The sequence below is a fragment of the Klebsiella sp. 2019SCSN059 genome (assembly GCF_021739525.1).
GTDB classification, from domain to species: domain Bacteria; phylum Pseudomonadota; class Gammaproteobacteria; order Enterobacterales; family Enterobacteriaceae; genus Klebsiella; species Klebsiella quasipneumoniae.
Window position 1 is genome coordinate 250,252 of sequence record NZ_JAKKOM010000004.1, and the last position, 12,839, is coordinate 263,090.

Sequence of the window (12,839 nt, forward strand, 5' to 3'; positions counted from 1 at the left end):
CTATGAATACTATGTTTTTGTTAATGGCTGAATATGGTTCTGCAACTGTCCAATTAAGTCAGGTTTGCGAAAAATATTTTGGTTTGAAACCTTCTACTGCAGAGAAACGAGCTGCTATGGGCGACCTTCCGATCCCCACTTTCCGTGTCGCTGAAAGCCAAAAAGCGCCACGCATGATCCACATCCAAGACCTGGCTAATCATATCGACGAGCAGTTGCAGAAAGGTCGAGACCTTCTTGAGCAGATGAAAATCGCCAACCACTGACAAAACTTACCCTTGCCGATTGCTGCATTTTTCGCAGCATTCGGTGTTATTTTTTCCAACACCAGCCCCCCAATAGCACCCCAAAATTTCATAACAACATGTTTTTTATGCTTATTCTTATCATGTTCAACTGGAGCAATATGGGTAAGTTTATGGCCGTTGGCCTGACGGACCTGCTGGAGAGCGCCGGCATGAACGGCGTCCCGGCGTTTGTCGGTCTGGCGCTGCTGTCGGCTTTTCTGTGTATGTTTATCGCCAGCGGCTCGGCCATCTGGTCGATTCTGGCGCCGATCTTCGTGCCGATGTTTATGCTGCTGGGCTTCCACCCGGCGTTTGCGCAGATCCTGTTTCGCATCGCCGATTCATCGGTGCTGCCGCTGGCGCCGGTTTCACCGTTTGTGCCGCTGTTTCTCGGTTTTTTACAGCGCTACCGACCGGACGCCCGCCTCGGGACATACTATTCGCTGGTGCTCCCTTACCCGCTGATTTTTCTCGCCGTCTGGCTGCTGTTGCTGGTGGGCTGGTATCTGGCAGGACTGCCCATCGGCCCTGGCATCTATCCGCGGCTTCCTTAAGCCGTTGAAGCGCCAGGGACGGCGGCTTACGCTTAACGCGGCACCTTCACTTTGACCTTGCGGGGGAGATCCACGGCTCCGGCGAAGATGCCGAAAAGCGCGCGATACCCGCGTTCGAGCAACAGCGTGAGGCCATGGATAACCAGGCCGCTGAAGATCAATACGATTACGCCAGTCAGTATATATTGCATAGCCCCACCTCTGAGTTATTAACCGCGCCGCGCCGACGCGGCGGCACCTTCCCGGGCGCGCAAAGCTGCGCGGAGGACCGGCGTCGTCAGCTTAAAAGTAGCAAAAACCATGCCCGATAACCCGCCAGGATCGATCCAAAAATAAATCAACGTAACGGCCGCTGGATGCCGGTCGTCGGGTTTATCTTTTGGGAGTATAGTTGACCGCCGCCGGCGCGTGGTATCGTGTGGCCCTCGTGTACGATGGTGGATGACCGAAACGATGTTGACCTTGCTGCAGGATAAAATGGATACCCCGCTGGGGGCGCTGTGGGTGCTCTGCGACGAACAGTTTAATTTGCGCGCCGTCGAGTGGGACGAGCACCGCGATCGGATGGAAACCCTGCTCGATGTACACTATCGCCGGGAAGGCTATCAGCGCGTCGACTGCCGCAATCCAGGCGGTCTCAGCAGTAAGCTGAACGACTATTTTGCCGGCGACCTGGCCGTTATCGAGACCCTGCCTACCGCCACCGCCGGCACCCCTTTCCAGCGCCAGGTCTGGCGGGCGTTACGCGAAATCCCCTGCGGCCAGGTGATGCACTATGGTCAGCTGGCCGAGGCGCTCGGTCGTCCCGGCGCGGCGCGCGCCGTGGGGGCCGCCAATGGCGCCAACCCGGTGAGTATTGTGGTGCCCTGCCATCGGGTCATCGGGCGTAACGGCACGATGACCGGCTATGCCGGCGGCGTGCAGCGTAAAGAGTGGCTTCTGCGCCACGAGGGCTATCTGTTGCTTTGACTGAAAATGCGTTTTCGGAATTTTCAGGTAATTTTACAATCCAATGTGGCTGAATAATCTATTTTTAATCAAGCAGATATCAGCCTGTGTTGATTTACCCTGCTGATATTACGTGTTTCAGAGCCTGAAGACTTACCTGCTCATCAAAAAGATGTTAAAATTGACCAATATCAATTAAGGCCTGAGCAGACATATGATCCCTGAGAAGCGAATTATTCGACGCATTCAGTCTGGCGGTTGTGCTATCCATTGTCAGGATTGCAGTATCAGCCAGCTCTGCATCCCCTTTACTCTGAACGAGCATGAGCTTGATCAGCTGGATAATATTATCGAGCGGAAAAAGCCCATCCAGAAAGGTCAAACCTTGTTCAAAGCGGGTGATGAGCTGAAATCGTTGTACGCCATTCGCTCCGGGACCATCAAAAGCTACACCATCACCGAGCAAGGCGATGAGCAGATTACCGGCTTCCATCTGGCGGGCGATCTGGTGGGCTTCGACGCCATCGGCACCGGCCTGCACCCTAGCTTCGCCCAGGCGCTGGAAACCTCGATGGTGTGCGAGATCCCCTTTGAAACCCTCGACGATCTTTCCGGAAAAATGCCGAATCTGCGTCAGCAGATGATGCGCCTGATGAGCGGTGAGATCAAAGGCGACCAGGATATGATCCTGCTGCTTTCCAAAAAGAACGCCGAAGAGCGCCTGGCCGCGTTTATCTATAACCTGTCCCGCCGTTTCGCGCAGCGCGGTTTCTCTCCCCGCGAGTTCCGACTGACCATGACCCGCGGCGACATTGGCAACTATCTCGGCCTCACCGTCGAAACCATCAGCCGGCTGCTGGGGCGTTTCCAGAAGAGCGGCATGCTGGCGGTGAAAGGCAAATACATCACCATTGAAAACGGCGACCTGCTGGCCCAGCTGGCCGGTCAGGCGCGCAACGTCGCTTAATCTCCGCGCAACACCTGGTCAGGATCGGCATTTTTTTCAGATTTGTTGATCTGACCAGGCTCCTCCCCTGTTTCAATTCATCCATATAGGTTATCTTTTTAATAACTGACGGTAGCTGCAGTTGTAAGGAGACCCTGTATGGCGAAGTATCAGAGCATGCTGGTAGTAATCGATCCTAACCAGGACGACCAGCCGGCGCTAAGGCGAGCGGTGTACCTGCACCAACGGATTGGTGGACGCATCAAAGCCTTTTTGCCGATCTATGATTTTTCTTATGAAATGACCACCCTGCTGTCGCCGGACGAACGGACGGCGATGCGTCAGGGCGTCATTGCCCAACGAACGGCCTGGATCCGCGAGCAGGCGAAATTCTATCTTGAATCCGGTGTGCCGATTGACGTGAAAGTGGTGTGGCACAACCGCCCCTTCGAAGCCATTATTCAGGAAGTGATCAGTGAGAAACACGACCTGCTGCTGAAGATGGCCCACCAGCACGACAAGCTGGAAGCGGTGATCTTCACCCCGACCGACTGGCATCTGCTGCGTAAGTGCCCCTGCCCGGTCTGGATGGTGAAAGATCAGCCGTGGCCGGAAGGCGGTAAAGCGCTGGTCGCCGTCAATCTGGCCAGCGAAGAGAATTATCACAACACCCTCAACGAGAAGCTGGTTCGCGAGACGCTGTCGCTGGCGGAAGAAGTCAACCACACTGAAGTGCACCTTATCGGCGCCTATCCGGTCACCCCGATCAATATCGCGATTGAGCTGCCGGATTTCGATCCCAGCGTCTACAACGACGCCATTCGCGGTCAGCATCTGCTGGCGATGAAAGCGCTGCGGCAGAAGTTTGGCATTGACGAGAAATTCACCCATGTGGAAAAAGGGTTGCCTGAGGAGGTGATCCCGGATCTCGCCGAGCATCTGCAGGCGGGGATCGTGGTGCTGGGTACGGTCGGACGCACCGGCCTCTCCGCGGCGTTCCTTGGCAATACCGCGGAGCAGGTCGTCGACCACCTGCGCTGCGATCTGCTGGTGCTTAAACCAGAGGCCTATCAGACGCCGGTGGAACTGGACGACGACGACGACGATTAACCTTCCCTCCCGGAACGTTCACCTTCCCCCGCCTCGCGGGGGATTTTTTTGCCCGCTTTCCCTCAGGCACAAAAAAGGGCCGCTTGCGGCCCCGTCATTGCATGGCGATCATGAACGACTCAGTGGATACCCAGACGCCAGGCCAGATCGATCTCTTCTTTCAGCTCCAGCGAGGAGAGCGCCATCAGGTCAGCAAACTCCAGCTCCAGCAGTTTAAGTTTTTTCAGATACTGCGCTGGGGTCATGACGGTGGTGTCGCGGCGTAAGAATTCGATGGCCATCTGCGTTGGGGTTAACTCGGTATCCATAATATCCTCTGTCTGATGTAAGAACCGGAACATTATATCACCTCTCGCCGCTTATTTTATGAACAATTCCTGGCATCCTTCTGCATATAAAAAAGCCGTCTCACAGGAGACGGCTTATAAACAAACGTTGTAAAACAATAATGTTACATTACAGCGCTTTCAGGATCGCATCGACGCTGGCTTTGGCATCGCCAAACAGCATATGAGTGTTCTCTTTAAAGAACAGCGGGTTCTGTACGCCGGCGTAACCGGTGTTCATCGAACGCTTAAAGACCACCACGTTCTGCGCTTTCCACACCTCAAGCACCGGCATACCAGCAATCGGGCTCTTCGGATCGTCCTGCGCCGCCGGGTTGACGGTATCGTTAGCGCCAATGACCAGCACGGTGTCGGTGTCGCTGAAATCATCGTTGATCTCATCCATCTCCAGCACGATGTCGTAAGGCACCTTGGCCTCCGCCAGCAGGACGTTCATATGCCCCGGCAGACGGCCGGCGACCGGGTGAATGCCAAAGCGCACCTTAATGCCGCGCGCCCGCAGCTTCTCGGTGATCTCGGCCACCGGATACTGCGCCTGGGCCACCGCCATACCATAGCCCGGGGTGATGATGACCGAGTGCGAATTTTTCAGCATCTCCGCCGTCTCTTCGGCGCTAATTTCGCGGTGCTCGCCCACTTCTTCATCGCCGCCGCTGGAGGAACCATCGGTGCCGAAGCCGCCGGCAATCACGCTGATAAAGGAGCGGTTCATCGCCTTACACATAATGTAAGAGAGGATGGCGCCGGAAGAGCCCACCAGCGCGCCGGTGACGATCAGCAGGTCATTGCTCAGCATAAAGCCCGCCGCCGCCGCCGCCCAGCCCGAGTAGGAGTTGAGCATAGAGACCACCACCGGCATGTCCGCGCCGCCGATAGAGGCCACCAGGTGCCAGCCGAAGGCCAGCGCGATCGCAGTCATCACCAGCAGGCACAGGACCTGGGTGCCGGTGCTGTCGGAACGCACGAAAATCACCATCAGTACGAAGGAGACCACCAGCGCCGCCAGGTTCAGCTTATGGCGATTAGGCAGCATCAGCGGTTTGGAGGAGATCTTGCCGCGCAGTTTACCAAACGCCACCACCGAACCGGTGAAGGTCACCGCGCCGATGAAGATGCCGAGGAACACTTCGGTCAAATGGATATTGACCAGAATCTGCTCCATACCGGTTTCATGCTGCAGGTAGCTGTTAAACCCTACCAGCACCGCCGCCAGGCCCACGAAGCTGTGCAGGATGGCCACCAGCTCCGGCATCTCGGTCATTTCGACCTTCTTCGCCAGACGAATACCGATGGCCCCGCCGATCACCATCGCGAGGATAATCCAGCCGACGTTGCCGGCGTCCGGCCCCAGAATGGTGGCGATCAGAGCGATGGCCATCCCGGCGATGCCGAAATAGTTGCCCTGCTGCGAGGTTTCGTGTTTCGACAGACCCGCCAGGCTGAAAATAAACAGGATTGCAGCAACAATGTATGCAGCTGTAACTAATCCACCAGACATGTGCTACCCCTTATCCTTTGCGAAACATTTTCAGCATGCGCTGAGTCACGGTAAAACCACCGAAAATATTAATGCTGGCGATCAGTACCGCGATAAAGCTCAGGAAGCTGACCCAGCCGCCGTGGCCTATCTGCAACAATGCGCCAACCACGATAATGCCCGAAATGGCGTTCGTCACCGACATCAGCGGCGTATGCAGGGCATGGGAGACATTCCATACCACGTAGTAACCCACCACGCAGGCCAGCGCGAAGACGGTGAAATGGCCGAGGAACTCTTTAGGCGCCACGTTGGCCAGCCAGCCGAAGAGGATAATCGCCAGCGCGATCAGCGCATATTTGCGCCACGGCGACGCCGGTTTGACCTCTTCTTTCGGCGCTTCCACTTTTTTCGCCGCGGCCTGCGGCTGAGCGGAGACCTGAATCGGCGGCGCCGGCCAGGTGATTTCGCCTTCGCGCACCACGGTCACGCCGCGCACCACCACGTCATCGAAATCGATAACGATATTGCCGTCTTTCTCTTTGCACAGCAGCTTCAGCAGGTTCACCAGGTTAGTGCCGTAGAGCTGGGAGGACTGGGTCGGCAGACGGCCTGGGAGGTCGGTATAACCGATAATTTTCACGCCGTTGGCGGTGGTCACCACTTCGCCCGGCACGGTGTACTCGCAGTTGCCGCCGTTTTGCGAGGCGAGATCGACCACCACGCTGCCCGACTTCATTGAGTCAACCATTTCCCGGGTGATCAGTTTCGGCGCCGGTTTGCCCGGTATTAACGCCGTGGTGACGATAATATCGACCTCTTTCGCCTGGGCGGCGAACAGCGCCATTTCGGCTTTGATAAAGGCTTCGGACATCACCTTGGCATAGCCGTCGCCGCTGCCCGCTTCCTCTTTAAAATCCAGCTCGAGGAACTCGGCGCCCATACTCTGCACCTGCTCCTTCACTTCCGGGCGAGTATCGAAGGCGCGGACAATCGCGCCCAGGCTATTGGCGGCGCCAATCGCCGCCAGTCCAGCCACCCCGGCGCCGATAACCATCACCTTGGCGGGCGGAACTTTGCCTGCCGCCGTGATCTGCCCGGTAAAGAAACGACCGAATTCATGGGCCGCTTCAACGATAGCGCGGTACCCGGCGATATTGGCCATTGAGCTGAGCGCATCCAGCGATTGGGCGCGTGAGATACGCGGCACCGAATCCATCGCCATCACGTTGATATTACGGGCCGCCAGTTTTTCCATCAGCTGCGGGTTTTGCGCCGGCCAGATAAAGCTAATCAGCGTGGTTCCTGGGTTTAACAGGGCAATTTCATCGTCATTCGGGGCATTGACCTTGAGGATGACATCAGACTGCCACACCTCGTCGCCGGTCACGATTTCAGCCCCTGCCTGGGCAAAGGCCTCATCGTCAAAGCTGGCCAGCTTCCCGGCGCCGCTTTCTACCGCGACGCTAAAGCCGAGTTTGAGCAACTGCTCAACGGTCTTCGGCGTGGCGGCGGCCCGGGTCTCCTGGGCTAGCCTTTCTTGTGGTACACCAATACGCATAGTTTTCCCTTCCATCGGTTTTTGATGATGGTTTACTTTTCTGACCAACAGCGACAGGACGGCAAAATCATCCTCGCCATCTTTCGCTGTCTGCAAAATGAAACAGTAACAAACTTTTTATAACCTACTGAAAATAGCGATTGTGATCTACAGCGATAAAACAGAAATTTTGATTTTATTGCTTATTGTCAGCACAGATGGTTCCGGGCAGCAATATTTACCTGAATTTGCCTCTCAGGCCTGATAATCCGCTTATCCAGCGGTATAAAACGCCATTTATCGCCATTGAGATCATTGTATTAACATTACATTAACTAATAAAAGTGGTATCGATTATCGTTTTTGCTGGTCAAGCGACTGTTTTTTCAACATATCGAAAAATGTTATCTTTCCGTAGTATACGATTCGGGCGGCACGCAAAAAATGACGCAGACAGTCACAGCGATTAAATGCAATAATCAAACGTTTTCAGTCAACAACAACACCAGTATATGGTTTGCGCAAGGCAAAGGATTATTTTTATGAAGCTTAAAAACACCCTCCTGGCGTCTGCTCTCCTGACAACCGCCACGTTGTCTGCCCACGCAGCGACCGAGTTGACCCCGGAGCAGGCGGCTGCGCTGAAGCCCTACGATCGCGTTGTCGTCACCGGCCGCTTTAATGCCATTGGCGACGCGGTGCAAGCGGTATCGCGCAAAGCTGACAAAGACGGCGCGGCCTCATTCTATGTTGTCGACACGTCGGATTACGGCAATGGCGGCAACTGGCGCGTCACGGCTGACCTCTATAAAGACGACGCGCCGAAAGCGGATGCGCCGAAAAATCGCATCATCAATGGCGTGATGGAGCTGCCGAAAGATCAGGCCGTTGAGCTGATGCCTTACGACACCGTCACCGTCCAGGGCTTCTATCGCAGCCAGCCGGAAGTGAACGACGCCATCACCAAAGCGGCGAAAGCGAAAGGCGCCTATGCGTTCTTCATCGTCCGCCAGGTCGACGCCAACCAGGGCGGCAATCAGCGCATTACCGCCTATATCTACAAAAAAGATGCGGAGAAACGCGTTCTGCAGAGCCCGGACGCTATCCCGGCTGATTCTGAAGCCGGCCGCGCGGCGCTGGCCAAAGGCGGCGAAGCGGCGAAAAACGTCGAAATCCCGGGCGTCGCCACCACCGCGGCGGTTGGCTCCGGCACCGGCGTAGGTCGTTTCTTCGAGACCCAGTCGTCAAAAGGCGGACGTTACACTGTCACGCTGCCGGACGGCACCAAAGTTGAAGAAGTGAACAAAGTGACGGCGGCGCAAATGGTGCCGTTCGATAACATCAAGTTCACCGGCAACTACGGCAACATGACCGAGATCTCCTATCAGACGGCAAAACGCGCGGCGAAGAAAGGGGCGAAGTACTATCACATTACCCGCCAGTGGCAGGAACGCGGCGGCAACATCACCATCAGCGCCGATTTGTACAAATAATCGCTGCTGACTGGCTAAAAAGGCGGCGCATTGCCGCCTTTTCATTTTTTTTCATCCCCCGCCATTGCATGGCCCCCGGACACTCCGTAAAATCCCGCGCCTTAGCGCAATCCTCCATTTTTATGCGATTTCGCAAAATAAATATTCTGGAACAGCCATTTTCACCTCGGGAATGCAATGGAAAAGAAACTGGGCCTGAGCGCCCTGACCGCCCTGGTCCTCAGCTCAATGCTCGGCGCTGGCGTATTCAGTTTGCCGCAAAATATGGCGGCCGTGGCCAGCCCTTCCGCTCTGCTCATCGGCTGGGCGATTACCGGCGTCGGGATCCTGTTCCTCGCCTTCGCGATGCTGCTGTTGACCCGTATTCGTCCCGACCTCGACGGCGGGATCTTCACCTACGCCCGCGAAGGGTTCGGCGAGCTGATCGGCTTCTGTTCCGCCTGGGGCTACTGGCTGTGCGCGGTGATCGCCAATGTCTCCTATCTGGTGATCGTCTTTTCGGCGCTCAGTTTCTTCACCGATACCCCTGAGCTGCGCCTGTTTGGCGATGGCAACACCTGGCAGTCTATCGTTGGCGCTTCAGTTCTGCTGTGGGTGGTCCACTTCCTGGTCCTGCGTGGCGTGCAGACGGCGGCGGGGATTAACCTGGTCGCCACCCTCGCCAAGCTGTTGCCGCTGGGGGCGTTTGTCGCCCTCGCCGCCCTGGCCTTTCAGCTGGATACGTTCCGCCTCGATTTCAGCGGCCTGGCGCTGGGCGTACCGGTGTGGGAGCAGGTTAAAAACACGATGCTGATCACTCTGTGGGTGTTTATCGGCGTCGAGGGCGCGGTGGTGGTCTCCGCCCGCGCGCGACACAAGCGGGACGTTGGCCGCGCGACGCTGCTGGCGGTGCTTTCGGCCCTCGCGGTGTATCTGCTGGTCACCCTGCTGTCGCTGGGCGTGGTGCCGCGTAGCGAACTGGCCGAAATGCGCAACCCGTCGATGGCGGGACTGATGGTCAGACTGATGGGCTCGTGGGGTGAAATTGTGATTGCCGCCGGGCTTATCGTGTCGGTGTGTGGCGCCTATCTCAGCTGGACGATCATGGCTGCCGAAGTGCCTTACCTCGCCGCTACTCACAAAGCCTTCCCGCGCCTGTTCGCCCGCCAGAACCGCAACAACGCCCCCTCCGCTTCGCTGTGGCTGACCAATATCAGCGTTCAGGCGTCGCTGGTCCTCATCTGGCTGACCGGTTCGGACTACGGCACCCTGCTGACCATCGCCTCAGAGATGATCCTCGTGCCCTATCTGCTGGTCGGCGCCTTTTTGCTCAAAATCGCCACCCGTCCGCTGCATAAAGCGGTGGGTATCGGCGCCTGCATTTATGGCTTATGGTTATTATACGCGTCGGGACCTGTGCATTTGCTGTTGTCGGTGGTACTTTACGCTCCGGGTCTTCTGGTCTTTTTGTACGCCCGACGTACGCACCAGCACGATCGTTCGCTCAAACGCCGCGAATTGGCGCTAATTGGTTTATTGCTGGTTGCCGCTGTGCCGGCAACGTGGATGCTGGTGGGGTAAGCGGTCGCCCTGCCGCAGAAATCAAAGGAGATACCCATGGCTGAACAACAGCCCCGCCCGGTTCTGATCACAGGAGGAGGCCGCCGCATCGGCCTCGCGCTGGCGCACCATTTTCTGCAGCAACACCAGCCGGTGATCGTCAGCTATCGCACGCCCTATCCGGCGATCGAAGACCTGCGCGAAGCGGGCGCCCTCTGTCTGCAGGCCGACTTCAGCAGCGATGACGGCATTCTGACCTTTGCTGAAGCGGTTAAATCGCATACCAGCGGCCTGCGGGCCATCATCCACAACGCCAGCGACTGGATGGCGGAGAAGCCGGGAGTACCGCTCAGCACGGTGATCAACCGCATGATGCAGATCCACGTCCATGCCCCCTATCTGCTCAACCACGCGCTGGAGGAGCTCCTGCGCGGCCACGGCCACGCCGCCAGCGACATTATCCATATCACCGATTACGTGGTGGAGCGCGGGAGCGATAAACATATCGCCTACGCCGCCAGCAAGGCCGCGCTGGACAACATGACCCGCTCCTTTGCCCGCAAGCTGGCTCCGGAGATCAAAGTCAACGCCATTGCGCCGTCGCTGATCATGTTCAATGAAGGTGACGACGAGGCTTATCGTCAGCAGGCGCTGGATAAGTCGCTGATGAAAATCGCCCCGGGCGAGAAAGAGATCAGCGACCTTATCGACTATCTGTTTACCAGCCGCTACGTGACCGGCCGGTCATTCGCCGTCGACGGCGGTCGCCCTCTGCGTTAGTGGAAGCGGCTCCAGCCAACAATCAACAGCCACGCGCACAGCCCCCAGCACCCCACTGCGCCTGCCAGCGCCAACGGCAGGCGCATGATCCCGGTGAAGTACCACAGCGACAGCAGATAGATAAAATAGGGAACGATCGACCACATACCGAACACGATAGTGGTGCGCAGGGCTTCAATACCGCGCTCGCTGGCGACAATATAGTGGGCGATGAGCGCAAAGGTGGGAAACAGCGGAACAAGTCCGGCGATGGCGTAGTTTTTGGTTTTCGCCAGCACGCCAATCAGCACCACCACCAGCGCGCCCAGCAGCCCTTTGATTAACAGCCCCATGTCCTTATGCCTTAACAATGAATCAACAAGTTAGCGCAGCATAGCGGAATTAGCGCTGTTTATAAAAGAGGAATGGCGGGTAAAATAGGCGCGGTGTATGTTACTTCTTTTACTGATGTGCAATAGACATGAATAAAATCGTTTTTGTTGAGGATGACCCTGAGGTAGGGGCGCTGATCGCCGCCTATCTCGGCAAGCATGATATGGATGTGGTGGTCGAGCCTCGCGGCGACCGCGCAGAGGACGTGATCGCGCGGGAGAAACCGGACCTCGTGCTCCTGGACATTATGCTGCCCGGCAAGGACGGAATGACGCTCTGTCGCGATCTGCGTGGGCAATGGCAAGGGCCGATTGTCCTGCTGACCTCGCTCGACAGCGATATGAACCATATCCTCTCCCTGGAGATGGGCGCCAGCGATTATATCCTGAAAACCACCCCGCCGGCGGTGCTGCTGGCGCGGCTGCGTCTGCATTTGCGCCAGCATATCGCCCCGGCGGGAGCTGGCGCGCCTGCGACGCTCACCCCGCACAAGACCATCTCCTTTGGCTCACTGACCATTGACCCGGTCAACCGCCAGGTGCTGCTCGGCGGAGAAAGCGTCGCCCTGTCTACCGCCGATTTCGATCTGCTGTGGGAGCTGGCTACCCACGCCGGGCAGATTATGGACCGCGACGCCCTGCTGAAAAATTTACGCGGCGTCACCTACGACGGGATGGATCGCAGCGTCGACGTCGCCATTTCGCGCCTGCGCAAAAAACTGCTCGATAACGCCACAGAACCCTACCGGATTAAGACGGTACGCAATAAAGGTTACCTCTTCGCCCCCCACGCCTGGGACAACTGAGCGGTCCTTCTGCGGCCCTGAAAGGGGCCCGTTTACCGCCTGTTCCCCGGCGGCATGCGCATCGCGTTTTCCGCCGCCTTCGCGCTGGCGGGCCGCCGCCAGTTTGTCGTATTGAGTAAATCAATATGTTTCGCCGTACAGAAGCCCATCACATAACCCCTCAATATGATTGTGCTCAAGGACTTACCGTTATCAGAATGGCATAAAGCCTGAAAACACAGGACTTTTGCATGATGAAATACGTTGTACTTTTGGCACTTACCCTCTTCACGTCACTCTCTGGCTGGGCTTTTTCCCTCGACAACGCCGATATCCGGCTCCTCTGTCCACAGCGCGGGCAAATTAAGGTGCTCCTCCACCGCTATCAACATACCCAGCAATCCTGGGGAGATCACCATTTCGAAACCGGCGGCGGATACGTGCGCCAGGGGCCGCTGCTGGTGATCCCGTTTGCTAATCTTGATCAGATGATTTACCACCAGACCACCGGCGAATTTGCTTACTGGTATGCCGAAGCAAAACAGCTGGTGCGCTGTCGACTGCTGAGCCTGGCCACCCTCTATCCGGTGGATATCCCCTACTATCGCGAGTAGCGCCCAGCGGCGCGCAGATGACACTGGAGACAATCCTTGCCTAATGCA

At 57.0% G+C, this 12,839-nt stretch carries 14 protein-coding genes and 1 pseudogene; 10 read left to right on the forward strand and 5 right to left on the reverse strand.

Annotated features, from left to right (window positions below):
- Positions 1–2 precede the first annotated feature (2 nt).
- Together L2I46_RS07545 and L2I46_RS07550 are read left to right on the forward strand one after the other, a co-directional pair.
- Positions 3–266: a pyocin activator PrtN family protein gene (locus tag L2I46_RS07545; protein ID WP_017880203.1), complete on the forward strand. Its 264-nt coding sequence runs from the start codon at positions 3–5 to the stop codon at positions 264–266.
- Between the two features lie 122 nt (positions 267–388).
- Positions 389–841, forward strand: a pseudogene (locus tag L2I46_RS07550) (AbgT family transporter); the annotation flags it as partial.
- Between the two features lie 32 nt (positions 842–873).
- Here the strand turns inward: L2I46_RS07550 and L2I46_RS07555 are convergent.
- The gene (locus L2I46_RS07555) at positions 874–1,032 is read right to left on the reverse strand and encodes a hypothetical protein (RefSeq protein ID WP_048297429.1); all 159 of its coding nucleotides are present in this window, start codon (positions 1,030–1,032) and stop codon (positions 874–876) included.
- Between the two features lie 262 nt (positions 1,033–1,294).
- Here L2I46_RS07555 and ogt point away from each other — a divergent pair, with 262 nt between their 5' ends.
- The 3 genes from ogt to uspE all read left to right on the forward strand — a co-directional run bounded on the left by ogt (position 1,295) and on the right by uspE (position 3,845).
- Entirely contained in the window at positions 1,295–1,810 is a 516-nt protein-coding gene (gene ogt / locus L2I46_RS07560) for a methylated-DNA--[protein]-cysteine S-methyltransferase (protein WP_023289506.1), read from the forward strand.
- A gap of 193 nt (positions 1,811–2,003) precedes the next feature.
- Positions 2,004–2,756: a fumarate/nitrate reduction transcriptional regulator Fnr gene (gene fnr, locus L2I46_RS07565; RefSeq protein WP_004887031.1), complete on the forward strand. Its 753-nt coding sequence runs from the start codon at positions 2,004–2,006 to the stop codon at positions 2,754–2,756.
- Positions 2,757–2,894: 138 nt separating this feature from the next.
- Entirely contained in the window at positions 2,895–3,845 is a 951-nt protein-coding gene (uspE, locus tag L2I46_RS07570; RefSeq protein ID WP_004887033.1) for a universal stress protein UspE, read from the forward strand.
- A gap of 119 nt (positions 3,846–3,964) precedes the next feature.
- On the opposite strand, the gene L2I46_RS07575 is transcribed toward uspE, so the two are convergent.
- From L2I46_RS07575 to pntA, 3 genes are all read right to left on the reverse strand, one after another.
- Positions 3,965–4,153 carry a YdiH family protein gene (locus L2I46_RS07575; RefSeq protein WP_004887037.1) on the reverse strand — a complete coding sequence of 63 codons (189 nt, stop codon included), beginning with the start codon at positions 4,151–4,153 and terminating at the stop codon, positions 3,965–3,967.
- Positions 4,154–4,301: 148 nt separating this feature from the next.
- Complete coding sequence (gene pntB, locus L2I46_RS07580) at positions 4,302–5,690, reverse strand: Re/Si-specific NAD(P)(+) transhydrogenase subunit beta (RefSeq protein WP_023289505.1); 1,389 nt, start codon at positions 5,688–5,690, stop codon at positions 4,302–4,304.
- Positions 5,691–5,700: 10 nt separating this feature from the next.
- On the reverse strand, positions 5,701–7,230 hold the full coding sequence (gene pntA, locus L2I46_RS07585; RefSeq protein WP_048297428.1) for a Re/Si-specific NAD(P)(+) transhydrogenase subunit alpha: 1,530 nt from the start codon (positions 7,228–7,230) through the stop codon (positions 5,701–5,703).
- Positions 7,231–7,751: 521 nt separating this feature from the next.
- Between pntA and ydgH the strand changes: the two genes are divergently transcribed.
- The 3 genes from ydgH to folM all read left to right on the forward strand — a co-directional run bounded on the left by ydgH (position 7,752) and on the right by folM (position 11,021).
- Positions 7,752–8,702, forward strand: coding sequence for a DUF1471 family protein YdgH (gene ydgH, locus L2I46_RS07595; RefSeq protein WP_004887044.1), 951 nt, complete (start codon positions 7,752–7,754; stop codon positions 8,700–8,702).
- Between the two features lie 177 nt (positions 8,703–8,879).
- Positions 8,880–10,262, forward strand: coding sequence for an amino acid permease (locus L2I46_RS07600; RefSeq protein WP_044522700.1), 1,383 nt, complete (start codon positions 8,880–8,882; stop codon positions 10,260–10,262).
- A 36-nt stretch (positions 10,263–10,298) separates the two neighbouring features.
- Entirely contained in the window at positions 10,299–11,021 is a 723-nt protein-coding gene (gene folM / locus L2I46_RS07605) for a dihydromonapterin reductase (protein ID WP_032452696.1), read from the forward strand.
- Here the strand turns inward: folM and L2I46_RS07610 are convergent.
- Complete coding sequence (locus L2I46_RS07610) at positions 11,018–11,353, reverse strand: GlpM family protein (protein ID WP_023289501.1); 336 nt, start codon at positions 11,351–11,353, stop codon at positions 11,018–11,020. The two genes, folM and L2I46_RS07610, sit on opposite strands and share 4 nt — an antisense overlap.
- Before the next feature lie 128 nt (positions 11,354–11,481).
- On the opposite strand from L2I46_RS07610, the gene rstA reads away from it, so the two are divergent.
- Complete coding sequence (gene rstA, locus L2I46_RS07615) at positions 11,482–12,198, forward strand: two-component system response regulator RstA (RefSeq protein WP_072413140.1); 717 nt, start codon at positions 11,482–11,484, stop codon at positions 12,196–12,198.
- A 230-nt stretch (positions 12,199–12,428) separates the two neighbouring features.
- Positions 12,429–12,791 (forward strand): hypothetical protein, encoded by a 363-nt coding sequence (locus tag L2I46_RS07620; protein ID WP_023289499.1) that lies wholly within the window; start codon positions 12,429–12,431, stop codon positions 12,789–12,791.
- Positions 12,792–12,839 lie beyond the last annotated feature (48 nt).

Excerpts from the sequence above, each read along its gene's own strand:
- L2I46_RS07545 (WP_017880203.1), top strand. The coding sequence starts at position 3 with ATGAATACTATGTTTTTGTTAATGGCTGAATATGGTTCTGCAACTGTC.
- L2I46_RS07555 (WP_048297429.1), bottom strand. The coding sequence starts at position 1,032 with ATGCAATATATACTGACTGGCGTAATCGTATTGATCTTCAGCGGCCTG.
- ogt (WP_023289506.1), top strand. The coding sequence starts at position 1,295 with ATGTTGACCTTGCTGCAGGATAAAATGGATACCCCGCTGGGGGCGCTG.
- fnr (WP_004887031.1), top strand. The coding sequence starts at position 2,004 with ATGATCCCTGAGAAGCGAATTATTCGACGCATTCAGTCTGGCGGTTGT.
- uspE (WP_004887033.1), top strand. The coding sequence starts at position 2,895 with ATGGCGAAGTATCAGAGCATGCTGGTAGTAATCGATCCTAACCAGGAC.
- L2I46_RS07575 (WP_004887037.1), bottom strand. The coding sequence starts at position 4,153 with ATGGATACCGAGTTAACCCCAACGCAGATGGCCATCGAATTCTTACGC.
- pntB (WP_023289505.1), bottom strand. The coding sequence starts at position 5,690 with ATGTCTGGTGGATTAGTTACAGCTGCATACATTGTTGCTGCAATCCTG.
- pntA (WP_048297428.1), bottom strand. The coding sequence starts at position 7,230 with ATGCGTATTGGTGTACCACAAGAAAGGCTAGCCCAGGAGACCCGGGCC.
- ydgH (WP_004887044.1), top strand. The coding sequence starts at position 7,752 with ATGAAGCTTAAAAACACCCTCCTGGCGTCTGCTCTCCTGACAACCGCC.
- L2I46_RS07600 (WP_044522700.1), top strand. The coding sequence starts at position 8,880 with ATGGAAAAGAAACTGGGCCTGAGCGCCCTGACCGCCCTGGTCCTCAGC.
- folM (WP_032452696.1), top strand. The coding sequence starts at position 10,299 with ATGGCTGAACAACAGCCCCGCCCGGTTCTGATCACAGGAGGAGGCCGC.
- L2I46_RS07610 (WP_023289501.1), bottom strand. The coding sequence starts at position 11,353 with ATGGGGCTGTTAATCAAAGGGCTGCTGGGCGCGCTGGTGGTGGTGCTG.
- rstA (WP_072413140.1), top strand. The coding sequence starts at position 11,482 with ATGAATAAAATCGTTTTTGTTGAGGATGACCCTGAGGTAGGGGCGCTG.
- L2I46_RS07620 (WP_023289499.1), top strand. The coding sequence starts at position 12,429 with ATGATGAAATACGTTGTACTTTTGGCACTTACCCTCTTCACGTCACTC.